The following is a 24,374-nucleotide window of genomic DNA, read 5'->3' on the forward strand; positions in this document are numbered from 1 at the left end:
TTCCTTTTACGTTCAGCACAGCAGGCAATTGCAGTAAGGGGATGTGATCGTGACCACGCATATCGGAGCCAAAGCCGGAGACCTTGCAGAAACGGTGCTGATGCCCGGCGATCCTTATCGCGCGAAATGGGCAGCGGAGACGTTTCTTGAAGATGCGGTCTGTGTCAATGAAGTGCGCGGCATGCTGGGCTTTACCGGCACCTGGAAAGGCCACCGGGTCAGCATTCAGGGTTCAGGCATGGGCATGCCGTCTCTGTCGATATACGCCAACGAATTGATCCGAGACTTTGGCGCCAAGACCCTTATTCGCATTGGCTCCTGCGGGGCGATGCAACAAAACGTCGCCATTCGGGATGTTATTCTCGCCATGACGGCGAGCACCATTTCGACACCCTCAACGCATATCTTCCAGAGCCTCAACTTCGCGCCCTGTGCGGACTATGGCCTGCTGAACGCCGCCGCGCGCGCGGCCGGTGAACGCGATGTCGCAACGCATATTGGCGGCATCTATTCATCGGATGTTTTTTATTCTGAGCACCCGGATCTGGACAAGGAAATGACCCGGCACGGAGTATTGGCCGTCGAGATGGAAGCGGCAGAGCTTTATACCGTTGCGGCACGCTATGGCTGTCGGGCTTTGGCGGTCCTGACGGTGTCGGACCACTTGCAAACCGGTGAAGCGCTTCCCCCGGAAGACCGGGAGCGCAGTTTTGGCGATATGGTCGAAATCGCGCTCGAGGCCGCGTTTTCCTAAAAACGCGGCGCGTCACATCAGCGTCGCGCAGCACGTCGGCCTGCGGTCTGAGAGTATTTTTGTAAGGGTGAAGACGGTGGCGACACCGCAGACTCAACGCCCGTGACTGCGATCATAGGCATTGGACAAGGGCGAGACCCAACCTTCCAAGCTGCCTTCGGCTGGCGCAAAAACTTCGACGAGCAAGGGGGCGCATCGGGCCGCATCACTTGAATGCTCAGATCCGCAATCGCCGCCCGGACAGGCTGAAAGATTGCCGATGAGGTCAATCTCCGCAAAAAACTCCAGATAGTCGCCGGGGCGCACGGGGCTGGCCTTCATGAAGTATTGGCCGGTGTCGCGAGTGAAGCCGGTGCACATGAAGACGTTGAGCACGTCATGCACAAGTGGCTCAGCCTCAGTCAGCGGGATGCCGAGATGATCTGCCAAGGAGCGGGTGAGGTTCGAGTGGCAGCAGTGGTGATACTGCCCGCCACCCGACAGCAGCGCGTGGGTGTAGGGGTCGCAACGGGTGCCGATCACGTCATGCACCGAGCCGCCGAAGCCATCGATGCCGTACCAACCGAGCGTATCGTGGGTGATGGTCGCCATGGGCCGCAAGTGCGGGAAAGAGGACCACATGCGGCCCCCGGTTGTCAGGTGGGTGCCGTGCAGCGCGCGGGCCTTACCGGAGTAGAACCGCTCCGTTGGGTCGGTGGCGTTGTGCAGGTTCAGGTCGCCCACCTGCGGTGCCTCAACGCTGGTGATGCGAAAGAAATGTCCTGCGGGCGCCTCGAAGCACCGCGCCTCGCGCGGGGGGACGGTGACCTCACCGATTTTTGTGAGGCGCACACGCGCAGCGGTCAGCATGGGCAGATCCGGTGCAGGCAGTGTCTCGGTCGGATAGCAGATGACAGGTTTTACGGCGCGGCGGGCGTCGGCATCCGAGGGGGCGTTTGGCATGAAGGCTCCTTGGTCAGGTTTTTGGCGGATGAGCTCTGCAACTGTCGGGCGGGCCCTTGCTGGTGCTGAAGGCTTCGGCCCCGCAGGTCGCACATTTGTATTTGCGTAAGGCGCCGCGATTGCCGGTGCGATCTTCACGCCAACGGCAGCCACGGGTGCCGCGATTTCGGCGCGCAAACACTGCGACAATCACAAAGGCGATGATGAGACCGATGACGATATGCATGATGCGCTCAGATCAACAGATGCCCGGCGAGGCCGAAGCCAAAGCCAAGGATCGCCCCAAGAGGCGGCAGCATGGAGTTGTCCAGCGGGACCTGCGGGGCGATATCCTGGAACATCAGGTAGATGATCCCGCCTGAGGCCAGCATCATCACCGCGCCAATCACCGGATCATAGGCTGCAGGTAGCGCCAGACCGATGGCAGCGGCCAGCGGACCCAGCGGCACCATCAGGTAAAAGAGCCACAGCGGCGCCGCCTGATCATCTTGGCGCATTTCACGCATGGCATTGAAGCCTTCCGGCAGGTTCTGCAGGGCGATCAAGGCGGCCACCAGCACGGCTGTCGGCAAGTCGCCCGTAACCAGCGCACCAAGCGCCATGGCCTCGGGCAGGTAATCCATCATCATGGCGAGGAATTGCGCGATCTGGCCACCCCGGGCGGCGATGACCTGGTCGATCACGGCAAAACCGACACCACCTGCACAGAACCACAGCAGCGCTGGCCCAGGTGCCAGGCGGTCGCTGCCCTCGGGCAACAGCACAAGAGCGACGGCTGCCAAAAGCGCCCCGGCCCCAAAGGCAATCACCGCGTGCCGCAGTTCGCTGCGAAGCCAATCGGGCAGGAGATTGACGCGCCAAATGGCCAGCGACGCACCGACCGGGATCGACAACCCCGCCAGTGTCGCAAGCCCGATGGCCGCCCAATGCGGGGCGATCTCCAAGGATCAGGCTCGGCGTTCGACCATCATTTTCTTGATGTTGGCAATCGCCTCTGCCGGGTTCAGCCCCTTGGGGCAGGTCTTGGCGCAGTTCATGATGGTGTGGCAGCGGTAGAGCTTGAACGGGTCTTCGAGATCGTCCAGCCGCTCGCCCGTCGCCTCGTCGCGGCTGTCGATGATCCAGCGGTAGGCGTGCAGAAGGGCTGCTGGCCCGAGGTAGCGGTCGCCGTTCCACCAATAGCTGGGGCAGGAGGTAGAGCACGACGCGCACATGACGCATTCATAAAGGCCATCGAGCTTCTTGCGGTCTTCGATGGACTGTTTCCACTCTTTCGCCGGGCGGTTTGTCTTCGTTTCCAGCCAGGGCATGATGCTGGCATGCTGGGCGTAGAAATGCGTGAGGTCGGGGATCAGGTCCTTGACCACGGGCATATGCGGCAGCGGGTAGATGCGCACATCGCCCTTCACTTCGTCCATGCCGTAGATGCAGGCGAGCGTATTGATCCCGTCGATGTTCATTGCGCAGGAGCCACAGATCCCCTCGCGGCAGGAGCGGCGGAAGGTGAGCGTCGGGTCGATCTCGTTCTTAATCTTGATAAGCGCGTCCAGGATCATCGGGCCGCAGCTGTCCAGATCGACAAAATAGGTGTCGACCCGGGGGTTTTCGCCATCGTCCGGATTCCAGCGGTAGATGCTGAATTTCTTGAGGTTGTTCGCCCCCTCGGGCTTGGGCCAGGTCTTGCCCTTGGTCATGCGGGAGTTCTTGGGCAGGGTCAGTTGAACCATGTCTTGGGTCTCCTGTTCTGTCTAGAGCGAGCCGAGCGCTGTTGGGGCAGCGGCACGCAGGCAGTTCTGGGTCTCGGGCCGCGCGAGCACGGTGCGGATGGTGTCCGCCGTGCTCTGATCAACCCCGGTGATGGCATCCGCGGCGAGCGCTTGCACTTCCGCCGCATCCGCATTGTCCACCACGCAGTTTGTAAATGGCGTGAACAGCGCCTTCGGCACTTGCGGAAAATAGACGGCGAGCGCTTCGGGTAGGACCGTTTTGGCCGTATCGCGGCCTGCGCGATCGGTCGCCTGCTGGATTTCGACGCACGCCGAAAGCGCGGCGGCGCTGAAAAGGATCAAGGGCAGGCGCATCAGAAGGTCCGCTTCTTCGGTGCGATCTTCTTGGGGTCGATCCCGCCGTCATTGTGGCTGGTGAGCGGCTGCTCGTGCACGCCGCGATAGCCCAGGGACGCCTTGTTGCCCTTGAACCAGATCAGCGAGTGCTTGCGCCAGTTCTGGTCGTCCCGCTCGGGGAAGTCCTCATGGGCATGGGCGCCGCGGCTTTCCTTGCGCGCCTCGGCGCCAGTAATTGTGGCGACGGCGTTGGGGATCAGGTTGGCGAGCTCCAGCGTCTCCATCAGGTCGGAGTTCCACACGAGGCTGCGGTCCGTCACACCGACGTCGGACCACTTGCCCGCAACCTCATCCATCGCTTTCTTGCCTTCGGCCAGCGTGTCGTTGGCGCGGAAGACAGCGGCGTCTTTCTGCATGCACTGCTGCATTTCCAGCCGCAGTTCGGCAGTGGGTGTGTGGCCCTTCGCGTAACGGGTGTTGTCGAAGCGGTCGAGCGCGGCCTCAATGGACGCCTTGTTGGGTGTCGGTACCGCGCTGTCGGGGTCGACAACCTTGCCCGCGCGGATCGCGGCGGCGCGGCCAAAGACCACGAGGTCGATCAGCGAGTTGGAGCCGAGACGGTTCGCCCCATGCACGGAGGCACAACCCGCCTCACCCACGGCCATCAGGCCGGGCGACACGCGGTCGGGGTCGTCCGCGGTGGGCGCCAGCACCTCACCCCAGTAATTCGTGGGGATGCCGCCCATATTATAGTGCACCGTGGGCAGCACCGGGATCGGCTCTTTGTTGAGGTTCACGCCCGCGAAGATGCGCGCGCTTTCCGAAATACCCGGCAGGCGCAGTTTCAGCGTCTCGGGCGGCAGGTGGTTGAGGTTGAGGTGAATGTGGTCGCCGTTCTTGCCGACGCCCCGGCCCTCACGGATCTCCATGGTCATGCAGCGGGAGACATAGTCGCGGGGTGCCAGATCTTTGTACTGCGGCGCATAGCGTTCCATAAAGCGTTCGCCTTCGGAATTGGTCAGATACCCGCCTTCGCCGCGCGCGCCTTCGGTGATGAGGCAGCCTGCGCCGTAGATGCCGGTTGGGTGGAACTGCACGAATTCCATGTCCTGCAGCGGCAGGCCAGCGCGTGCAGTCATACCGCCCCCGTCGCCGGTGCAGGTGTGTGCAGAGGTCGCCGAGAAATACGCGCGTCCATAACCGCCGGTGGCCAGCACCACCATCTTCGAGGCAAAGAGGTGCAGCGTACCGTCATCCAGCTTCCAGCAGAGCACGCCCTGACAGACGCCATCCTCGGACATGATCAGGTCAATGGCGAAGTATTCGATATAGAACTCCGCATTGTTCTTCAGCGACTGGCCGTAAAGCGTGTGCAAGATCGCGTGGCCCGTCCGGTCGGCGGCAGCACAGGTGCGCTGCACCGCGGGGCCTTCACCGAATTCGGTAGTGTGGCCGCCAAAGGGGCGCTGGTAGATCTTGCCCTCTTCGGTCCGGCTGAACGGCACCCCGTAATGCTCCAGCTCATAGACCGCCTTGGGGGCCTCGCGCGCGAGATATTCCATGGCGTCGGTGTCGCCCAGCCAGTCGGAGCCCTTCACCGTGTCATACATGTGCCATTGCCAGTGGTCGGGCCCCATGTTCGACAGCGACGCCGCGATACCGCCCTGCGCCGCAACCGTGTGCGAGCGGGTCGGGAAGACCTTGGTCACACAGGCCGTGCGCAGCCCCTGCTCGGCCATGCCGAGAGTCGCGCGCAGGCCAGCCCCGCCCGCGCCCACGACCACCACGTCATACTCATGTGTTTCGTATTCATATTCAGCCATGGATCAGTCTCCTGGGTCTCGTGCGGCGCGCGCGGCCACACGGTCATTGGGGTCAGAGCGCGAGGCGCACAATTGCATAAAGTCCCACGGCCATGGCCGCGTAAGAGACGCAGGTCATCAAGACGATGGAGATTTTCTGCGCCAGCCCATGCACATAGTCTTCGAGCAGCGCCTGCACACCGCCCGCGAAATGCTTGAAGGTCACGATGATCGTCAGCCCCGCCACAACCGCCGGGAACGGACGGTTGAAGTAGTCGGTGACTTCTTCATAGGAGGCGCCCAGCATCGGGCCGAAGGTGAAGACAAAAAGCGGGATCAGGATCAGCAGCGCACCGGAACTGACGGTCATCGACCAGTGATGCTCTGTGCCCGATTTGGCGGACCCCATGCCGACGGCGCGTTTGCGGTCTGTCAGATAGCTCATAGCGCGCTCCTCAGATGATCACGATGGTCAGAAGGGTCAACACAACCGAGCCGCCGATGACCGCGTAACCCAGCTTGTAGGCGGTCTCCAGATCGAGACCAACGCCCTGATCCCAGATCAGGTGCCGCACACCGGCCAGCGTGTGATACCACAGCCCCCAGAGCGAGAGCGTCATGACCAGATCACCAAACCAGCTGGTCAGCACGCCATTGGCAATGGCGAAGTATTCGGGCGAGCTTGCGGCTGCCAAGAACCACCAGACCACCAGCAGCGACGAGATCAATAGCGCATTGCCGGTGATGCGAGTGAGGATCGAAGTCATCGACGTCAGCTGTGGGCGATAGATCGTCAGATGCGGTGACAAGGGGCGATTGCCCCGATTGACATCGGCCATGGCAGATTCCTTTTGGTTCCCTGGCGCTTTTATTACCTCTTATTACGGGTTTGTCACGTGTAGGGAGGGGCCCAAGGCGCGGTTATTTGGCGCGGTTTGTCGGAAAAACCTTAATCTTTTGGTATTTGTGATCACACGTGAAAGCGGCGTGATCACAAATCCGGAGATTGCTCAGAGGTCGCGTGATCTCGCGCCGCAGCTTGCGCCGGATCTGCGCGGGATAGTCCTCGAACCCATTGGCGGTCATGACAAAAGCGCCCTCCCCCCGGATCAGGTTCTCGAAAAACCAGCCTGTCAGGTCTTCCTCGTCAGTTTCAATGGCTAACCCGTTTACGGTCACATCCATCTCCGCTAGCGCGGCATGACGGTCACGCGGATGCACCCCTTCGTTGGAGACACCATCCCCCGAGACATCGATCACCCTGCGGGTGCAATGCGGCACCGCGCGCAGGGCCTCTTCCGCCAGAACAAGCGCTTCGCCAATCGCGGTGGAATAGTTGCGCCACACGCGGCGGTTCTCCTCAACGGCGTCAGCCAGCTCAGCCACATCTTGAGGCGTAAGAAGGCTGGTCCAGGGGATGGTTTGACGCTGACGCGACGATCCGGTCCACTGGATCAACGTGACTGCGGCCTCCTGCTCAATGAGCGCATTCACAATCGCCCGGTCGCGCAGGGCCGCTGCCAAACCCTGCATCTGGATGTCATATTCACGATTGTCGACGGAACCAGAGACATCCACCGCCAGCACCAGTGCCAGCTGGCAAGCCAGCGCGGGTCCTGCGCCGAAAAGGCTGCAGAGAAGAAGAGGTATCAGCTGTCTCATCCGGCCAGACTACGCATTCGGGCCCGATTTAGTACTAAGAAGATATCCACACGTCCGGGCACGCCAAGGCGGTCGGGGTCAAACCACTCAGCTGTCGTGTCTGCCGGTCCCTCCGCACGGCGCCCCGGGTGAAGACATGGCCCGCTCCTTCAATGACCGACGCTTTAGAAATCCGCAAGGCTGCGCAGATAGGGGTCAAGCTCGCTGCAAATGATGATCTCGCGGGTGTCGAGGTCATAAAACCCGTTCGCCTCGCCACAGGCTTCGACCCGGATCATCACGGGCACCGGCAGGATGAAGTCTTCGTTGAGGGCCGCGACCTCATCCGTCATCAACACGCCGATCACATCATCCTCAGCGCCTTCGAGGGTCATCGAAGTGCCGGGCTTCTCTGCGGTGATCTCATCGAGCACCGGGCCCCAGCTGTCATAGGCGAGCTGGAATTCTTCGACGCAGCTCTCCGCGCGTTCCTCTGGCAAGTCCAGCTCAAGGGCAAGCTCTTCGCGGGCCTCTGGATTGGCACCGTAGAAGAGGCAGATCATCGTGTAGTAACGCTGCAGGTCGGGGCCATGCACATCCCAAAGCGCTGGCTCATACGCATCAGCCTCACCGAGAAAGCCAAAAGCCGCATCGTAGATGATACCTGCGGCGGCCTCTTCCTCATAGAGATCGTGAATCAGGAGCACGCTGAGCACATCGGCGGCATCCTCCTCCTGTCCAAAGACCGGCAGTTGCAGGATGTCGATCAGCGCGTGGCCCATCTCGTGATAGAGAATAGCCAGCACATTGGCCTCGACAAAGGCATCCTCGCGGGTCTGTGCCTGCAAAGGGCTGACCAGCACCAAACAAGCGAGGTGTAGGGTCAGGAGGATATTGCGCATGGTCCGGACCCTTCGTCAGACGGGCACCAGCGCCCAGTAGTCGAGATCGAGCAGCACCTCCGGTAGATACTTATCATCGTCGCCCTTTAAGCGGAACGGGTCACCGCCTTTCGTGGCCACCAGCCGCAGGCGCAGCGCGCCCACACCGGGCGCGGGTGTCTCGGCCTTGTCCAGCACTTCCGACCAACCACGAATGGTATCGCCCGATACGCAGGGATTGGCGTGCGCGCCGCCGTTCAGACCCACGACCATCTGAGCATTGGCCAACCCGTTGAAGCTGAGCGCGCGCGCCATGGAGATCACATGCCCGCCATAAATCAGGCGGGAGCCATCAGGCCGGGCCGAGGTGTCAAAGTGCACCTTCGCGGTGTTCTGCCACAGCCGCGTGGCCATCATATGCTCGGCTTCCTCGACGGTCACGCCATCGACGTGGTCGATCTGCTCGCCCACCTCGTAGTCGTCCCAGCGGTGCGGCTCACCGGCGAGAGTGAAGTCATAGTCGCTGAAGTCGAGGCCTTTCGGGATCACCAGATCCTCCGCCGCCACGGCCTTGGGCAGATCGGGCACCACCGTTTCAGGCGCAGGCGCATCCACGTCGTGTTTGCGCACCATGACCCAGCGCACATACTCAAGCACGGTCTCATCATGCTGGTTCAGCCCGGTGGTGCGTACCCAGACGACCCCGGTCTTGCCGTTGGAGTTCTGCTTCAGCCCAATCACCTCGGAGACGGAGCGCAGGGTGTCCCCGGGCCAGACCGGGGTGATCCAGCGGCCCTGGGCATAGCCGAGGTTGGCCACCGCGTTCAGCGACACATCAGGCACGGTCTTGCCGAACACCACGTGGAAGGCCACCATATCGTCGAGCGGGCTGAAGGGCAGCCCGCAGCTCTGCGCAAACTGGTCCGAGGAATAGAGCGCGTGCCGCGCCGGGTAGAGCATATGGTAGAGCGCGCGCTCGCCCATCTTGACGGTGCGCGGCACCGCATGGTGGATCATCTGGCCGATGGCGTAGTCCTCAAAGAACCGGCCTGCGTTTGTCTTCGTGCCCATCACTGCTCTCCCAGTTTGGTATCTGGTGTGTAGGTGCCATCCACCTCCTTTGTAACCGCCTGTCCGCAGCGCATCACGCCTGCGGCATGATCCCAGGCCTGGGTGGGGCTGCCGTGCAGCATCCAACCATTATTGAGCGCCTCGGTGACCTTGTGGCAGAAGGCCGAGGTGTCCTGCTCGGACAGGAAGCGGTAGAGTTTCATGGGATGCTCCGACAGATCAGACAGGGAAGGGCCAAACGCCCAGCCAGACGTGAACGCCCGCGACAATACTGAACAGCACCAGACTGATGATCGCAAGGCGCACATAGGTTGCGACACCTGCAGGTTCGGGCGGCGTCCAGTCGGGTTCGGCCCGGTTGATCAGGATCACCGACCCGACGGCCCAGCCCAAAAGCCCGCCGAACAGCAGGATCGAGGCGAGATCACCATTCACAAGCAAATGCGCCACCGCCCAGATCTTGAATCCCGTCAGCTGCGGATGACGGATCTTGTACGCCGGCCAGGCCTTCGCCGTCTTCGCAGCACTTGAGCCATAGACCCAGAACGCCAGAAGCATGAGCGTATTGTTCACATGCACCATGAAGCTGGGTGGCTGCCAGATGTAGATGAAGTCGGCGCTGCGATATCCGATGATCATCAGCACAAGCCCGGCGACGACACCCACCGCGACGAGCCCCTTTCCGGGGTCTCCCAGGGCGGCGCGGCGATCGGGGGCAAGACGTTTGAAATAGTGAACGAGGGTCCAGAGGATCAGTCCGGCGACGATCAGGGCCATTGGCTTACTCCGTTGTGAGAGCTGCTATCGCATCCATCTTTGCCAGTGTTTCGCGCGCGGTTGCAACATGCAGGTTCTCCACAATCCGGCCGTCGACCACGGCCACTGCCTGCCCTGCCGCAATGGCTTCGTCATATGCGGCGATCTGCCGCCGCGCGAGGTCCACCTCGTCCTCCGTTGGCGAGAAGGCTGCGTTTGCGGTCTCCAGCTGTGCGGGGTGGATCAGCGTTTTCCCGTCAAACCCCATGTCGCGGCCCTGCGCGCATTCCGCGGCCAAACCTTCGGTGTCTTTGAAGGCGTTGTAGACACCGTCGATGATCGCGACACCATGCGCCTTCGCGGCCAGCAAGCTCAGACCAAGGCCTGCCATCAGGGGCAGCCGGTCCGGGCGAAACCGTGTGCCCATGTCCTTGGCCAGGTCATTGGTGCCCATGACCATGCCCTGACAGAGCGGGTGCGCGGCGATTTCCGCCGCTGCGAGCATGCCTGTCGGCGTCTCCATCATGGCCCAAAGTGGGGTGTCACCGGTGATACCCGCCAGCGCATCAAGGTCGTTTGCACCGTCTACTTTGGGCAAAAGCACCGCATCAGCCCCCATTTGCACCGCCGCAAGTGCATCTTCGCGCCCCCAAGGGGTGTCCAGCCCATTTATGCGCACAATCTTTAGGCGCGCACCATAGCCGCCGGTCACCAGTGCCTCTGCCAGGACACTGCGGGCGGTTGATTTCTCGTCCGGTGCAACGGCGTCCTCAAGGTCGAAAATAATAGCATCTGCAAGCAGTTGGCGTGCTTTTTCGAGGGCACGCGCACGGGATCCCGGGATGTAGAGAACAGAGCGGAGCGGGCGGTGCAAGGTCGACATAAACAGAGATCCAATATGATCCAAAGAGTTACAAAGTTGCGCGGAATGGGGCATTTTTGGGAAGAAACTTCAAGTGAAATCACGCCGCATTGCAGCAAATCTCAAATTTATATGATCCGCGGACGGCGGATTAACCATTATTTCAAACCTCGGATGGATGCTGCTCCCGTCGATGATCGCGGCGAGCCCTGCTTCAAGTCCGGCGCTGAAAGCGTCAAACGTGGCGAAACGGTCGACATGGAAAAGGAACCGGGGCCGCCCGGTCATCACCGGCAAAGCCGGTTGGGCCAGATGACAGCGGGTGCCGCCTTTGAATTGAAGGCAGACACGAGTATGACACGCATGAAGAAAATCCTGCATCTGGGAGCGCTCAGTGCAGCCGCTGCGCTCTATATTGCATCAACCAGCGATGCTGCAGCCCAAAACGCACGCAATTGCGCCCCGCGCGATGCTGTTGTTGACCGGCTGGCCGAAGGGTATGGCGAGTCGCGCCAATCCATGGGGTTGGGCGCCAACAACGCTGTTGTGGAGGTGTTTGCCTCTGACGAGACCGGCACATGGACCATCACAGTCACCACCCCGAACGGGCTGACCTGCCTGGTGGCATCCGGACAGTCTTATGAAGAGCTTGCAGAGGCGCTGCCCGCCAAGGGCAACGACGCCTGAATGTGGTCACCGAGGGGTGGCCTGAAAGCCCACCCTACCTGCCTGTAGCAGGCCTCGCGCGCTGTGGCTTATGGCGCGTGCCGATCCCGTCGCGGGACTACGTCAGCCCATCCAAGATGAGTTTGACACCGGTCACACTGAGCAACAGGTAGGTCAGCCCGAAGAAGAGCGGCTCCGGCACCAGCCTGTGCGCGTAGACGCCAATCCAGGCGCCAAAGAGTGCGAAAGGTGCGAGTAACAGGTTGGCCTGCGCAGTCTCGGCTGTGAACATCCCCAGAACTGCGTAAGGCACAAATTTCGCAATGTTGATGGCCCAGAACGCAAGCACCGTGGTCGCCTGGTACTGAAGCTTGGTCAGGTTCTTTGACAGCAGATACACAGCCGCAGGCGGCCCGCCTGCATGGCTGACAAAGCTGGTAAACCCCGCAACCAGACCGGCCAGCATGCCGACCCAGCGGGGCATAAGGCCCTCTTGGCGCCGGATCTTGCGGGCGGAGAGAAAGAGCTGCCAGACCACAAAAGCGAGCGATATCGCTCCGATCAGCACTCGGAACACATCGGGTTCGGCAATCCGGTAAAGCGCCGCACCAAGGGCCACACCCGGCAGACCTCCGATCACCAGAAGCAGCGCGGCCTGTCCATCCCATTTTCGCCAATAGGGCCTAAGGGTCGCCGCATCGATCAGCATCAGCAGCGGCAACATCACCCCAAGGGCCAACCCCGGATCGACGACCAACGCCAGTATACTGGCCGAGGCAAAGGCCGCTCCTGATCCAAAGCCTCCCTTGGAGATTCCTGCAAAGATCACGGCGGGGCCGGCAATGAGAAAGAATGTCCAATCGAGGGTGAGCATCCGAGGGGCCTTCCTCATGTCCTGATCTGCGAACCTGCGCTCCGCGATTCGACCTGCACAGATCACGACAGTGCGGCTCCGAACACAACTGCCTGCGCAAACTTGCGCAATCCGGCCTGAACCGCTAGCAGAGGGCGCAATCTCAACCCAATGCGGAGCATATTCCATGGCAAGACCCAAAATCGCGCTGATCGGCGCCGGTCAAATCGGCGGCACGCTGGCTCACCTGGCGGCGCTGAAAGAGCTGGGCGACGTTGTCCTGTTCGATATTGCCGAAGGCACGCCTGAGGGCAAAGCGCTCGATATCGCGGAGAGCGGACCGTCCGGCAAATTCGACGCAGCCCTCTCTGGCACGCAATCCTATGAGGATATCGCGGGCGCGGATGTCTGCATCGTGACCGCCGGTGTGCCGCGCAAGCCGGGCATGAGCCGCGACGACCTTTTGGGCATCAACCTCAAAGTCATGAAATCCGTGGGCGAAGGCATCCGCGATCATGCGCCCAACGCCTTTGTCATCTGCATCACCAATCCGCTCGACGCGATGGTTTGGGCCTTGCGCGAATTCTCCGGCCTGCCACATGAGAAGGTCTGCGGCATGGCGGGTGTGCTGGACAGCGCGCGCTTCCGCCACTTCCTCGCATCTGAATTTGACGTGTCCATGAAGGATGTCACGGCCTTTGTCCTGGGCGGGCACGGTGACACCATGGTGCCGCTGGTGCGCTATTCCACCGTTGCGGGCATTCCGTTGCCGGATCTGGTCAAGATGGGCTGGACCACGCAGGAAAAACTCGATGCGATTGTGCAGCGCACCCGGGATGGCGGTGCGGAGATCGTCGGCCTGCTGAAAACCGGCTCCGCCTTTTATGCGCCCGCAACCTCGGCCATCGAGATGGCGGAAAGCTATCTCAAGGACCAGAAACGCGTGCTGCCCTGTGCGGCCTATGTGGAGGGTGCCTACGGTCTGAAAGGGTTCTACGTGGGTGTACCGACCGTGATCGGCGCGGGCGGTATTGAGCGCGTGGTCGAGATCTCGATGGACAAGGACGAACAGGCCATGTTCGACAATTCGGTCAGCGCAGTGAAAGGCCTGGTCGAGGCCTGTAAAGGGATCGACAACACGCTTGCCTGACGCAATGTCACGCCAAAAACGACCGGGCGGGCCTGACGGCCTGCCCCTTTTTTGTCAGAAGCGGAAGGCAACTCCCGCGATCAGGTCGAGCGTGTCATAATCGACTGTAAGCACCTGCCCGCCATCCGTTTCCAGATCGGGCGACCCGGCGGTGAAGTACCGCACCTCGCCATAAAGCGATACCCGTTCTGACAGCGCATAGCGTGTGCCCGCCATGACCTGGGCTGCAAAGATGCCGCTATCAGAATACTCGCCCGCAGCGCTGCCGCCTTCGATGTCAAAATCGATCTCCGTTGCCACACCAAGGCCTGCACCGACGTAGGGCTGCCAGGCAGAGCGTGTCGCAAACTGATAGTATCCGTTGAACATCAATGCGGTTGAGGCCAGATCACCTCCGGCGCCCGCACCGCCTGAGAAGTTACTGGCATCGCCCGTGCGATAAGCGAATTCAATCTCGGATCGCCACGGGCTGCCGCTGTAGTCATAGCCCAAGGTCACGCCAGCGGTCGCCCCGCTGTCAAAGTTGAGCGTTGTTGTTGCTCCGCCCAAGGTGAACTCATCCCCCTGAAGGGCCGAGAGTCCACCAAACAACCCGCCGTAGAGGCCGGAACCGCCGTCCTGCCCCCGCGCGGTCACAGCCGCGCATGAGAGAAGCGCGGCGAGCGCGCAACAGCGCCAGTGCGAGTTCGTTTTTGCATGCATCATGAGGAGCCTACTCCGTATTGCCTCGAAAGATGCGGCAGAGCATGATGAACATGGTCATGGTGGCCAGCGGTTTTGCACCAGCGGACCGCAGTTTGCACGAGTGGTCACGCTGCGGCGGTCAGCGCATCTTCTACCGCGCGGCGAAATCGGCGGCTGACGGGCAACGCGAGTCCGCCCGCAAGATGGCAGACCCCTTCCCGGCCCCGGCGCTCGATCCGGTCCACATGAGCCAGTGCAACCCAATGGGAGCGATGGATCTGCGTGCCGTGCCCCTGCTCCTGAACGGCTTGACCGAAGGGATACAGCACCAACGTATCGCCACGCGCCGTGTAGACCCGCAGGTAGTGCAATTCGGCGCTCAGCGCGACGAGGTCACGCCCAAGCGCAGCGGGCACCTTGGACCAGAACCCGGGCACCGGCTGAACCGGCGCGGCGGGTGCAGGCAACCGCAGCAGCCGCGTTGCATTCAGCGCCAGCCAGGTGAGGATCACCGGAGGGGCCAACGCAAGCCATTCGCCAAGCAGGCCGGCGCCAAGCGTCTCACCGGCATCATCAGTCAGATCGGCGACACCGAGAAGCCGGTCCAGCCCCAAGGCGATCGGCGTAAAGACAAGCGACCCGGTCAGCCCACCCAGTACCACCTGCACTGCGGCGGGCAGGAGCCGAGAGCGCCCAACCCGCTGGACCACAAGCTGCGCGGCTTGCAGGCAGAGCAGCGCGCTCATCACATGTGAGGCCCAGAACAGCACCACGCCCGGCACCGACAGTCCGCGCGACGGGCCAGGGTCAAGCAGCACGAAGAGCAGGATCAGGACCGCCCCGCTCGCAAGCAGAAATCCCGGCCAGCTGGTCCGTGGGTCGACCTGTTGAACCTGCGTAAAACCAGCCATGACACAGCTTGCCCCAACACTTTCAGAAAACGGTAAACCAATTACGCATTGCTGCGACTTTCGGTTCACAAAGCCTCTTGTGCGGCTTGAGTCGGCGAGCGACGGCTGATTTTGTGATCACAGTATTTTTCGGTGTGATCACAAAAGGCGAATTTCCTTCACCTATCTGCGATATCAGGCAAAAACTGTTTACCTCACCGCAAGACCTTATCGTATACCGGCTTGGAAACCGATCCAACAACACGGGACCCTTTTCCATGAACATCCACGAATATCAGGCAAAAGCATTGTTGCGCAGCTACGGCGCGCCGGTCTCCGACGGTCGGGTTGTCCTGCGGGCTGAGGAGGCCAAGACGGCGGCAGGCGCGCTCGATGGGCCAATGTGGGTGGTCAAGGCACAGATCCATGCTGGCGGTCGCGGCAAGGGCTCATTCAAGGAAGCGGATGCAGGCGAAAAAGGTGGTGTGCGGCTGACCAAATCCGTGGAGGAGGCTGCTGAGGAAGCCAAGAAGATGCTGGGCCGCACGCTGGTCACACATCAGACCGGCCCGGTGGGCAAGCAGGTCAACCGCATCTATATCGAAGACGGCTCGGGCATCGAAACGGAACTGTACCTCGCGCTGTTGGTGGATCGCCAGACCAGCCGCGTCAGCTTTGTTTGCTCGACCGAAGGCGGCATGGACATCGAAGAGGTGGCCGCCGCAACCCCTGAAAAGATCCTCAGCTTTTCGGTCGACCCGGCCTCAGGCTATCAGGCTTTCCACGGACGTCGCATTGCCTTTGCACTGGGATTGGAGGGCAAGCAGGTCAAGCAATGTGTGGGCCTGATGGGCCTGCTTTACAAAGCCTTCATGGAAAAAGACATGGAGATGCTTGAGATTAACCCGCTCATCGTGACCGACAGTGGCGATCTGAAAGTGCTCGACGCGAAGGTCAGCTTTGACGGAAATGCGATCTACCGCCACCCCGACATCGCCGAGCTGCGCGACACTACCGAGGAAGACAGCAAGGAGCTGGAAGCGTCCAAATACGATCTCAACTACATCGCGCTGGATGGTGAGATCGGCTGCATGGTGAACGGTGCAGGCCTTGCCATGGCGACAATGGACATCATCAAGCTCTACGGGGCTGAGCCTGCCAACTTCCTTGATGTGGGCGGCGGTGCAACGAAGGAGAAAGTGACCGAAGCCTTCAAGATCATCACCTCGGACCCCAATGTGAAGGGCATTCTGGTGAACATCTTCGGCGGCATTATGCGCTGTGATGTGATCGCAGAAGGTGTCGTCGCCGCAGTGAAGGAGGTGGGCTTGCAGGTTCCCCTGGTGGTGCGCCTAGAAGGCACCAACGTTCAGCAGGGCAAGGACATCATCAACAACTCAGACGTGGATGTGATCGCAGCCGATGATCTGAAAGACGGCGCGCAGAAAATCGTGAAGGCTGTGAAGGGGTGATGAGCCAAAAAGTTCGGTTGGCTTCTTGACCCAATCGCGGTTGGGGTTCCGGTCAACCAATACGGGACCCGCCAAACAGGGCAACCAGGCACATTGGCCAGATGGTATCAGCATGACGCACACCGCCCCCAACAAAACGGAAACGTTGCGCATTCACAAAGCGCTCGGGCCAGAAACCGCGTTTTTTGGTGTCGCGGTTATCTTGTGGATTGTCGTCCTGTTCAGCGCCGCCGGAATGGTGGCATATGACGCTGCATTTGACCGCGACCTTGTCGATACCTTGCTTATTCTTGGCGCGACGGCCTGTGTCGTCACGCTGGTCTATGTGTTTTTCAAAAACATGAACAGATATCCCGTGCAGATCCAGCCGGATGCGTTGGTCATCAGACACTGGCGCGCCGAGACGAGACTTCCATGGGACGTCATTGCGGGACTTGAAGAAAGAAAAAGTCATCCGACAAAACTTGGAGCGCCGACCATCGTTCTTGCTCTTCTGCTCGTCGAGAGACATGCGGAACACCTGCTGCCCAAAATGGTGGTGAAGTGGGACATTCCAGTTAGGGTCAAAGGATATCGGATAGTTGTATTGACGCAGAACCAGTATCATCTGCCTGGCACAACACTGTACCGGCTGCTGGAAAAAAACTGGCGGCAAAATCGGTCGGTCAGGGTCGAGGGAGCCAGCGCATGACCCGCATGATCTCTAGAGACGACCCGCGCATGGCGCGGCCTGTGGCCTCAGGCAACTACGCCCTGCTCTGCATCATCGTGACCATGACGATTTTTATTGTGCTGCTCTTTTTCGAAGACACGCAACAGAGCGCCTTGCTCCAGGAGGGCGGCGCGCTCGAGACCGCGACAGCGCTGATCTATCTTGTCGCCATTGCGCTGCTGTTGCCTGCAGGGGCCGACGTCTGGCCATTCATCGTGCTGCTTTTGGCCTTCTGTATGCGTGAGTTCGATATGGACAAGCTGCTTTTCACAGAAGGTCTCTTCAAGAGCAGGCAGTACATCGGAGGTGGGGCGCCTTTGGTGGAACGGCTGCTATCCGGGGCGCTGCTTCTGGGGCTGATCATCACTGGGATCCTGGCCACCATGCGGTCCATCCGCGGCCTCGCGCGGCGCGACTCTCATTTTCGCGGCGTCACACTCTGTGTGGGGTTGGGCGTAGTTTTGGCCATCACCTCGAAGATGGCCGACGGGCTTGGGCGGAAGCTGGCCCCTTTTGGTGTTGAACTGCCCGGATGGGTCGATCTGCTGGCACTCACCTATGAGGAAGTGGCCGAATTTGGGATGGCGTTCAGCTTCACAGTTGCGGCCTTTCTCTTCATGCGCCTACGCAAACGGGGCGCAGCCAATTCTGATGTTGACGAGGCAAGAGGATGAGAGGCCTGCCCGCCACTCTCTGCGTCGCAATGCTGCTGACCCTGTCGGCTTGCACTGCGCAAGGTGTGTCTTCGGACACTGCCGAACTGCGCAACATGTGGCGGTCCAACCTCGTGCCCAAGAGCACCCCCTATCAGATGGTACGCACCTTTGACCGCGTCTGCACAAACGGCCCAAGGGACGACGCGACGCTGCGCAGCGCGGGCTATGTTCCGCTCACTGAACGGGCACCGGGGGCACGCGCCTACGTCATCGACAATCGCTATCCTGCGGTCGCCGTCTCGGACAGGATGTGTCTTGTGCTGGCGGAGTCGCGCACCGGGCAAACCGCGAATTTCAATGACTACGTGGCCAAAACCTTCCCCCGAGCGCGCGCCATCGACCCGAAACCGCTGGGCCGCGATATTGAGCAGGCCTGGCAAGTACCGACCACACCACCCGCCATCATCGCCACCGAACGCACCGTCAGCGTGGGCTGGTATCGCTATGCGCTGATCCTGTTTCAGCCGGAGGCGGGATGATCCGCGCCGCCATCATATCACTGGCCTTCGCCGGGGCGGCCATGGCGAACTCCGTGGCTGACAGCGCCATCGCAAGCTTCAATGCGCTCTGTTTCACTGCGGGAAAAACCGAAGTTCAGGTTCGTACAAACATGCAGGCGCGCGACGGTGCCCCCCTCCCCTACACGCTGATCTTTTGGGACAAGACGCTCGCGCCCGCGCCGGGGATGCCAGACGCGATTGAGCGGCGCTGCGAAGTGTCCTTTGAGGGTGACCATACAGATGCAGCAATTGCCGCGCTGCGCGACAAGATGGCAACGCCCCCCGTGTTTGGCTCTGCCACCGCCTTGCCGGGCACGCATAGCGCGACAGCTGGGACCGCCTTCATCGAGGGCCGCGCGCTTTTGCGCGGGCGCGTGGCCGTTGTGCATGTGGGCACACGCGCCGACCAGACCTTCATGGCCGTCGACCGCCTGCCTGCCGATTGGGAGTCGCTGGTGCAATGAGCCCACGCCTGCATATCGAGATGATCAACCTCGCCCGCGCCGAGGAGCGTCGTGCGCGCATGCAGGCGGAGCTGGCCCAAGCCGGGGTCGACGCGCAATTTCACCCGGCTTTCGACATGCGCGAACATCCGCGTGAGGAGATGCTGCGCCACTGCCGTCCCGACGGTCCCTGGGGGCTGTTCCACGACAGCAATATGGCAATCACCATCAGCCATGCGCAGGTGTGGGAGCGGTTTCTGGCCTCTGACGCCGAGCTATGTCTCGTCATGGAGGATGATATCTTCATCGCACCCGAGCTGGGCCAGTGGCTGGACGATCTCAGCTGGTGGCCGACAGATGCCGATATGGTCAAGCTCGAACGCTGGCGCGCACGCAGCCTCAAGGTCCTGTTGGGCCGCAGCAGCGGCGACTATCGCGGGCGCCGGATCTCGCGGCTGATGTCGCGCCATGTAGGCGCTGCTGGCTACATGCTGACGCGGCCAGCAGCGCAGCGTTTTCTGGCGGAGCGCCCCTTCAACATCACCATCGACAATCTGCTGTTCAACTTCAACGCCTCGCCGGTTGCCCGTGCCATGCGGGTTTATCAGATCCAGCCCGCGCTCATCGAGCAGGGCAACGAACCCGAAGGCGTGGCGCTGCAAACCGCGACGCGCAACCGCCCCGAAGGCCTTGCCCTGCTGCGCCAAAAGCTCAAACGCGCGTATTACGAGGTGGCCTACCCGCTGCCGACGCTGGCCAGCGCACTCACCGGGCGTGCCAAGCTGCATCAGATCACCTTTCACGCCCAACCCGGTCCGGAGGCCAAGCAATGAGCCTCTGAACCGCCCCGACACCCGCCGACCTCGGCGCCAGAAATTTGTAAGTCAAAAGGACACACCATGGCCGTACTCATCAACGAGACCACCAAAGTCATCTGTCAGGGTCTGACAGGATCGCAGGGCACGTTCCACACCGAACAGGCCATCGCCTATGGCACACAGATGGTGGGCGGGGTGACCCCCGGCAAGGGCGGTCAGACGCATCTCGACCTGCCGGTTTTCAACTCTGTGCATGAGGCCAAGGCCAAGACGGAGGCGAATGCGAGCGTGATCTACGTGCCTCCACCTTTCGCGGCAGATTCGATCCTCGAAGCGATTGATGCCGAAATGGAGCTGATCGTCTGCATCACAGAGGGCATCCCAGTCCTCGACATGATGAAGGTGCAGCGCGCGCTGGAAGGATCCAAGTCGCGGCTCGTCGGCCCGAACTGCCCCGGGGTGATCACGCCCGACGCCTGCAAGATCGGCATCATGCCCGGCCACATCCACAAGCGTGGCTCCTGCGGCGTGGTCTCGCGCTCCGGCACGCTGACCTATGAGGCGGTGAAGCAGACCACCGATCTGGGCTATGGCCAATCGACGGCGGTGGGCATCGGCGGCGACCCGATCAAGGGGACAGAGCACATTGACGTGTTGGAAATGTTTCTTGCGGATGATGAGACGCAAAGCATTATCATGATTGGTGAAATCGGCGGCAGCGCCGAAGAGGATGCAGCGCAGTTCCTGGCAGACGAGAAGAAGAAGGGTCGCTGGAAGCCGACGGCGGGCTTCATCGCGGGCCGCACCGCCCCTCCGGGCCGTCGCATGGGCCACGCGGGCGCGATTGTCGCCGGCGGCAAGGGCGGTGCCGAAGACAAGATCGAAGCCATGCGCGCCGCAGGGATTGTGGTGGCCGACAGCCCCGCGACGCTGGGCGAAGCCGTGAAAGAGGCGATTGAGAAGGGGTGAGAGCCGATCCGAGCATAAGCGAGGCGAAAGCGCCAGTGGCGCTTTCGAGCCGCGAACGGGCGGAGCCCCGGCCAGGGCGCGAGGCGAGCGCACCCTCGGCGTTCGCTCGCTTTCTTTCCAACCAAGCGGAGCACGGGCTCGCCACCAACCGACGCACTTGCGGACGAAGGGCAGCGCCCGAGCCTAGGGTGGGCGAGAAGCGCCCTCCCTGGGGGGAGGGTCGGGCGCTGCCCGGCGGTGCCCGCCGGGCGGGAGGTTCGCAGCAATGAGCCTGACCGAGTCTGTCAAAACGTGCTTTCGCAAGTACTTCACCTTCTCCGGACGGGCATCGCGATCCGAGTATTGGTGGTTTACACTTTTTGCTATTGCGCTTGGACTTGTCGCAAGCGGACTCGAAACATTCATCAACGCCGCAACGGATACTCCCGAAGGGCCACTGATCCTGTCCGGCGCCGCCAGCTTGGCAACTCTGTTTCCGTCTTTGGCAGTGACCTGGCGACGCCTTCATGACATCGACCGATCCGGACTGTGGTATCCGGGACTAATGCTTGGCATTCCGCTCGGCTCTGGCCTCTTGCTGGCAGGCATCGGAATGCTGCTTTCTCAGGTACAGGGGCTTTACGTCGGCGCCACTCTTCAGCTCATCACACTTGCACTCTTAGGCATCTGCCTGATCATCCTGATTGTCTGGCTCTGCAAAAAATCCCAACCCGGCCCCAACAAATACGGTCCCAACCCACATGAGGTAACCCCATGACCGAACACACCCCCAACGACCAGTTCCATGCCTCCTCCTTCATGCAGGGGCACAATGCCGAGTATCTCGAACAGATGTACGCGCGCTACGCCAGCGACCCCAACGCGGTGGATGACGCGTGGCGGGCCTTCTTCAAGGCGATGGGGGATGATGAGGTCGCGGTGAAGCGCGAGGCTTCGGGGCCATCCTGGGCGCGCACCGACTGGCCGCCGCAGCCGGGCGATGACGTGACCGCAGCACTCACTGGTGAATGGGCGCCGGAGGCCGAGGTCAAAGGCGCGGGCGACAAGATCAAGGCAAAGGCTGCCGCAGCTGGTGTCGAAGTCACTGACGATCAGATCAAACGTGCGGTACTCGACTCCATCCGGGCGCTGATGATCATCCGCGCCTACCGGATCCGGGGGCATCTCGTGGCGGATCTCGACCCGCTGGGCATGCGCGAGAACACGCCCCACCCGGAGCTTGACCCGCGCTCCTACGGCTTCACAGAAGCGGACATGGACAGGCCCATCTTCATCGACAACGTGCTGGGGCTGGAAACAGCCTCGATGCGCGAGATCCTCGCGATTGTACAACGCACCTACTGCGGCACCTTCGCGCTGCAGTACATGCATATCTCCAACCCCGAAGAGGCGGGTTGGCTGAAGGAACGCATCGAAGGCTTTGGCAAGGAAATCGCCTTTACCCGCGAAGGGCGCAAGGCGATCCTCAGCAAGCTGGTGGAGGCCGAGGGCTTCGAGAAATTCCTGCATGTGAAATATATGGGCACCAAGCGCTTTGGCCTTGATGGCGGCGAAAGCCTCGTGCCCGCGATGGAGCAGATCATCAAGCGCGGCGGCGCGCTCGGTGTCCGTGACATCGTGATCGGGATGCCGCACCGGGGGCGGCTGTCGGTGCTCGCCAATGTGATGGCCAAACCGTACAAGGCGATCTTCAACGAATTCCAAGGCGGCAGCTTCAAGCCTGAGGATGTGGACGGATCGGGCGATGTGAAATACCACCTCGGTGCCTCAAGTGACCGCGAGTTCGATGGCAATTCGGTACACCTCAGCCTGACAGCCAACCCCTCGCATCTTGAGGCGGTGAACCCTGTGGTGCTGGGCAAGGCGCGCGCCAAGCAGGACCAGAACAATGACCCCGAACGCACTTCGTGCATCCCGATCCTGCTGCACGGCGATGCGGCCTTCGCGGGCCAGGGTGTGGTTGCGGAGTGCTTTGCGCTCTCGGGTCTGCGCGGGCACAAGACGGGTGGCACGATCCACATCGTGGTGAACAACCAGATCGGTTTCACCACCGCCCCGCACTTCAGCCGCTCGTCGCCCTACCCCACCGACAACGCGCTGGTGGTCGAAGCGCCGATCTTCCACGTGAACGGAGACGACCCGGAGGCCGTGGTGCATGCCGCGCGTGTGGCCACGGAATTCCGACAGAAGTTCCGCAAGGACGTGGTGATCGACATCTTCTGCTATCGCCGGTTCGGGCACAATGAGGGCGATGAGCCCATGTTCACCAACCCGATGATGTACAAGAAGATCAAGGGTCATAAGACCACGCTGAGCCTTTATACGGAGCGACTGGTCAAAGACGGGCTCATTCCCGAGGGCGAGATCGAGGATATGAAGGCCGCCTTTCAGGCCTATCTCAGCGAGGAGTTCGAGGCTGGCAAAGAGTACCGCCCAAACAAGGCCGACTGGCTTGATGGCAAGTGGTCGCATCTCGACAAACAGAAGACGCAGTATCAGCGTGGCAAGACGGCCATTTCCAAGGCGACGCTGGCGGAGGTGGGCAAGGCCCTGAGTGCGGTGCCAGAGGGCTATCCGCTGCACAAGACCGTGGGGCGTTTGCTTGATGCAAAGGAGAAGATGTTCGAGACCGGGGAGGGTATCGACTGGGCCACCGCCGAGGCGCTGGCTTTTGGCTCATTGCTGACGGAAGGGTACCCGGTGCGGCTGGCCGGTCAGGACAGCACGCGTGGGACGTTCTCGCAGCGACATTCAGGGCTGGTCAACCAAAACACCGAAGAGCGGTTCTATCCGCTCAACAACATCAAGCCGGGTCAGGCGCATTATGAGGTGATCGACTCGATGCTGTCAGAATACGCGGTATTGGGCTTTGAGTACGGCTACTCCATGGCCGAACCCAATGCGCTGACGCTGTGGGAGGCGCAGTTCGGCGATTTTGCCAATGGCGCGCAGATCATGTTCGACCAGTTCATCAGTTCGGGCGAGTCGAAATGGCTGCGTATGTCGGGATTGGTCTGTCTGCTGCCGCATGGGTTTGAAGGACAGGGGCCAGAGCACTCCTCCGCCCGGCTGGAGCGGTTTTTGCAGATGTGCGGGCAGGACAACTGGATTGTCGCCAATTGCACAACGCCCGCGAATTACTTCCACCTTTTGCGGCGTCAAATCCACCGCAGCTTCCGCAAACCACTCATCCTGATGACACCAAAATCCTTGCTGCGACACAAGTTAGCCGTCAGCAAAGCCGCGGAGTTCACGACCGGATCGAGCTTCCACCGGTTGATGTGGGATGACGCGCAAGAGGGGAACTCCGAGACCAAGCTGGTGGCGGACAACAAGATCAAACGTGTCGTGATGTGTTCGGGCAAGGTCTATTATGACCTGTTGGAAGAGCGTGATGCGCGCGGGATCGACGATATCTATTTGTTGCGCGTTGAGCAGTTCTACCCTTTCCCTGCGCAGTCTGCGGTGAAGGAATTGGAACGCTTCAAGCAGGCGGAGATCGTCTGGTGCCAGGAAGAGCCCAAGAACCAGGGCGCCTGGACCTTCATTGAGCCCAACATCGAATGGGTGCTGGGCCGGATCAAGGCCAAGCACCCGCGCCCGGCCTACGCTGGGCGCGCGACCTCTGCCAGCCCCGCCACGGGGCTTGCCAGCCAACACAAAGCACAACAGGCAGCGCTCGTGGATGATGCGCTGACCGTCAAGTCATAAGCGCCGAAGGGAAGAAGA

28 protein-coding genes are annotated in these 24,374 nt (G+C 61.3%); 12 read left to right on the plus strand and 16 right to left on the minus strand.

Annotated features, from left to right (window positions below):
* The first annotated feature begins 49 nt into the window (after positions 1-49).
* The gene (gene deoD / locus So717_RS02820) at positions 50-754 is read left to right on the plus strand and encodes a purine-nucleoside phosphorylase (protein WP_159974667.1); all 705 of its coding nucleotides are present in this window, start codon (positions 50-52) and stop codon (positions 752-754) included.
* 93 nt (positions 755-847) lie between these two features.
* On the opposite strand, the gene So717_RS02825 is transcribed toward deoD, so the two are convergent.
* The 13 genes from So717_RS02825 to So717_RS02885 form a co-directional block, all read right to left on the minus strand.
* Positions 848-1,696 (minus strand): urea carboxylase-associated family protein, encoded by an 849-nt coding sequence (locus tag So717_RS02825; RefSeq protein WP_159974668.1) that lies wholly within the window; start codon positions 1,694-1,696, stop codon positions 848-850.
* A gap of 233 nt (positions 1,697-1,929) precedes the next feature.
* On the minus strand, positions 1,930-2,640 hold the full coding sequence (locus So717_RS02830) for a ZIP family metal transporter (protein WP_238840626.1): 711 nt from the start codon (positions 2,638-2,640) through the stop codon (positions 1,930-1,932).
* A gap of 3 nt (positions 2,641-2,643) precedes the next feature.
* Positions 2,644-3,423, minus strand: a complete 780-nt coding sequence (locus tag So717_RS02835) for a succinate dehydrogenase iron-sulfur subunit (protein ID WP_159974669.1) — start codon at positions 3,421-3,423, stop codon at positions 2,644-2,646.
* Positions 3,424-3,444: 21 nt separating this feature from the next.
* Positions 3,445-3,777 (minus strand): hypothetical protein, encoded by a 333-nt coding sequence (locus So717_RS02840; protein ID WP_159974670.1) that lies wholly within the window; start codon positions 3,775-3,777, stop codon positions 3,445-3,447.
* Complete coding sequence (gene sdhA / locus So717_RS02845) at positions 3,777-5,582, minus strand: succinate dehydrogenase flavoprotein subunit (protein ID WP_159974671.1); 1,806 nt, start codon at positions 5,580-5,582, stop codon at positions 3,777-3,779. Before sdhA ends, So717_RS02840 begins: the two co-directional genes overlap by 1 nt.
* 52 nt (positions 5,583-5,634) lie before the next feature.
* Positions 5,635-6,006 (minus strand): succinate dehydrogenase, hydrophobic membrane anchor protein, encoded by a 372-nt coding sequence (gene sdhD, locus So717_RS02850; protein ID WP_159974672.1) that lies wholly within the window; start codon positions 6,004-6,006, stop codon positions 5,635-5,637.
* A gap of 10 nt (positions 6,007-6,016) precedes the next feature.
* Positions 6,017-6,400, minus strand: a complete 384-nt coding sequence (gene sdhC / locus So717_RS02855) for a succinate dehydrogenase, cytochrome b556 subunit (protein WP_159974673.1) — start codon at positions 6,398-6,400, stop codon at positions 6,017-6,019.
* A gap of 82 nt (positions 6,401-6,482) precedes the next feature.
* Entirely contained in the window at positions 6,483-7,223 is a 741-nt protein-coding gene (locus tag So717_RS02860) for a DUF1194 domain-containing protein (protein ID WP_159974674.1), read from the minus strand.
* Positions 7,224-7,387: 164 nt separating this feature from the next.
* On the minus strand, positions 7,388-8,104 hold the full coding sequence (locus tag So717_RS02865) for a DUF4344 domain-containing metallopeptidase (RefSeq protein WP_159974675.1): 717 nt from the start codon (positions 8,102-8,104) through the stop codon (positions 7,388-7,390).
* A gap of 15 nt (positions 8,105-8,119) precedes the next feature.
* Complete coding sequence (locus tag So717_RS02870) at positions 8,120-9,154, minus strand: MaoC family dehydratase (RefSeq protein WP_159974676.1); 1,035 nt, start codon at positions 9,152-9,154, stop codon at positions 8,120-8,122.
* Positions 9,154-9,357, minus strand: coding sequence for a DUF1737 domain-containing protein (locus tag So717_RS02875; RefSeq protein ID WP_159974677.1), 204 nt, complete (start codon positions 9,355-9,357; stop codon positions 9,154-9,156). Before So717_RS02875 ends, So717_RS02870 begins: the two co-directional genes overlap by 1 nt.
* A gap of 16 nt (positions 9,358-9,373) precedes the next feature.
* Positions 9,374-9,931, minus strand: a complete 558-nt coding sequence (locus tag So717_RS02880; RefSeq protein WP_159974678.1) for an NnrU family protein — start codon at positions 9,929-9,931, stop codon at positions 9,374-9,376.
* A 4-nt stretch (positions 9,932-9,935) separates the two neighbouring features.
* Positions 9,936-10,793 carry an HpcH/HpaI aldolase/citrate lyase family protein gene (locus tag So717_RS02885; RefSeq protein WP_159974679.1) on the minus strand — a complete coding sequence of 286 codons (858 nt, stop codon included), beginning with the start codon at positions 10,791-10,793 and terminating at the stop codon, positions 9,936-9,938.
* Positions 10,794-11,126: 333 nt separating this feature from the next.
* Here So717_RS02885 and So717_RS02890 point away from each other — a divergent pair, with 333 nt between their 5' ends.
* Entirely contained in the window at positions 11,127-11,459 is a 333-nt protein-coding gene (locus So717_RS02890) for a hypothetical protein (protein ID WP_159974900.1), read from the plus strand.
* Between the two features lie 97 nt (positions 11,460-11,556).
* On the opposite strand, the gene So717_RS02895 is transcribed toward So717_RS02890, so the two are convergent.
* Positions 11,557-12,312: a sulfite exporter TauE/SafE family protein gene (locus tag So717_RS02895; RefSeq protein ID WP_159974901.1), complete on the minus strand. Its 756-nt coding sequence runs from the start codon at positions 12,310-12,312 to the stop codon at positions 11,557-11,559.
* A 166-nt stretch (positions 12,313-12,478) separates the two neighbouring features.
* On the opposite strand from So717_RS02895, the gene mdh reads away from it, so the two are divergent.
* On the plus strand, positions 12,479-13,441 hold the full coding sequence (mdh, locus tag So717_RS02900) for a malate dehydrogenase (RefSeq protein WP_159974680.1): 963 nt from the start codon (positions 12,479-12,481) through the stop codon (positions 13,439-13,441).
* A 54-nt stretch (positions 13,442-13,495) separates the two neighbouring features.
* Here mdh and So717_RS02905 read toward each other — a convergent pair whose 3' ends face one another.
* Complete coding sequence (locus tag So717_RS02905) at positions 13,496-14,146, minus strand: outer membrane protein (protein ID WP_159974681.1); 651 nt, start codon at positions 14,144-14,146, stop codon at positions 13,496-13,498.
* A 104-nt stretch (positions 14,147-14,250) separates the two neighbouring features.
* Positions 14,251-15,036 carry a LytTR family DNA-binding domain-containing protein gene (locus So717_RS02910; RefSeq protein WP_159974682.1) on the minus strand — a complete coding sequence of 262 codons (786 nt, stop codon included), beginning with the start codon at positions 15,034-15,036 and terminating at the stop codon, positions 14,251-14,253.
* A 257-nt stretch (positions 15,037-15,293) separates the two neighbouring features.
* On the opposite strand from So717_RS02910, the gene sucC reads away from it, so the two are divergent.
* From sucC to So717_RS02955, 9 genes are all read left to right on the plus strand, one after another.
* Positions 15,294-16,487, plus strand: a complete 1,194-nt coding sequence (sucC, locus tag So717_RS02915) for an ADP-forming succinate--CoA ligase subunit beta (RefSeq protein ID WP_159974683.1) — start codon at positions 15,294-15,296, stop codon at positions 16,485-16,487.
* Positions 16,488-16,599: 112 nt separating this feature from the next.
* On the plus strand, positions 16,600-17,178 hold the full coding sequence (locus So717_RS02920; RefSeq protein WP_159974684.1) for a hypothetical protein: 579 nt from the start codon (positions 16,600-16,602) through the stop codon (positions 17,176-17,178).
* On the plus strand, positions 17,175-17,873 hold the full coding sequence (locus So717_RS02925; RefSeq protein ID WP_159974685.1) for a hypothetical protein: 699 nt from the start codon (positions 17,175-17,177) through the stop codon (positions 17,871-17,873). Before So717_RS02920 ends, So717_RS02925 begins: the two co-directional genes overlap by 4 nt.
* Positions 17,870-18,394, plus strand: coding sequence for a hypothetical protein (locus tag So717_RS02930; protein ID WP_159974686.1), 525 nt, complete (start codon positions 17,870-17,872; stop codon positions 18,392-18,394). The genes So717_RS02925 and So717_RS02930 overlap by 4 nt, the downstream gene beginning before the upstream one ends.
* Positions 18,391-18,879 (plus strand): hypothetical protein, encoded by a 489-nt coding sequence (locus tag So717_RS02935; protein WP_159974687.1) that lies wholly within the window; start codon positions 18,391-18,393, stop codon positions 18,877-18,879. The genes So717_RS02930 and So717_RS02935 overlap by 4 nt, the downstream gene beginning before the upstream one ends.
* Positions 18,876-19,691 (plus strand): glycosyltransferase family 25 protein, encoded by an 816-nt coding sequence (locus So717_RS02940; RefSeq protein WP_159974688.1) that lies wholly within the window; start codon positions 18,876-18,878, stop codon positions 19,689-19,691. Before So717_RS02935 ends, So717_RS02940 begins: the two co-directional genes overlap by 4 nt.
* A 66-nt stretch (positions 19,692-19,757) precedes the next feature.
* Positions 19,758-20,645 (plus strand): succinate--CoA ligase subunit alpha, encoded by an 888-nt coding sequence (gene sucD / locus So717_RS02945; RefSeq protein ID WP_159974689.1) that lies wholly within the window; start codon positions 19,758-19,760, stop codon positions 20,643-20,645.
* Positions 20,646-20,910: 265 nt separating this feature from the next.
* Complete coding sequence (locus So717_RS02950) at positions 20,911-21,402, plus strand: DUF805 domain-containing protein (RefSeq protein WP_159974690.1); 492 nt, start codon at positions 20,911-20,913, stop codon at positions 21,400-21,402.
* On the plus strand, positions 21,399-24,356 hold the full coding sequence (locus So717_RS02955) for a 2-oxoglutarate dehydrogenase E1 component (protein ID WP_159974691.1): 2,958 nt from the start codon (positions 21,399-21,401) through the stop codon (positions 24,354-24,356). Before So717_RS02950 ends, So717_RS02955 begins: the two co-directional genes overlap by 4 nt.
* Positions 24,357-24,374 lie beyond the last annotated feature (18 nt).

Source organism: Roseobacter cerasinus, assembly GCF_009811755.1.
Classification (GTDB): Bacteria; Pseudomonadota; Alphaproteobacteria; order Rhodobacterales; family Rhodobacteraceae; genus Roseobacter; species Roseobacter cerasinus.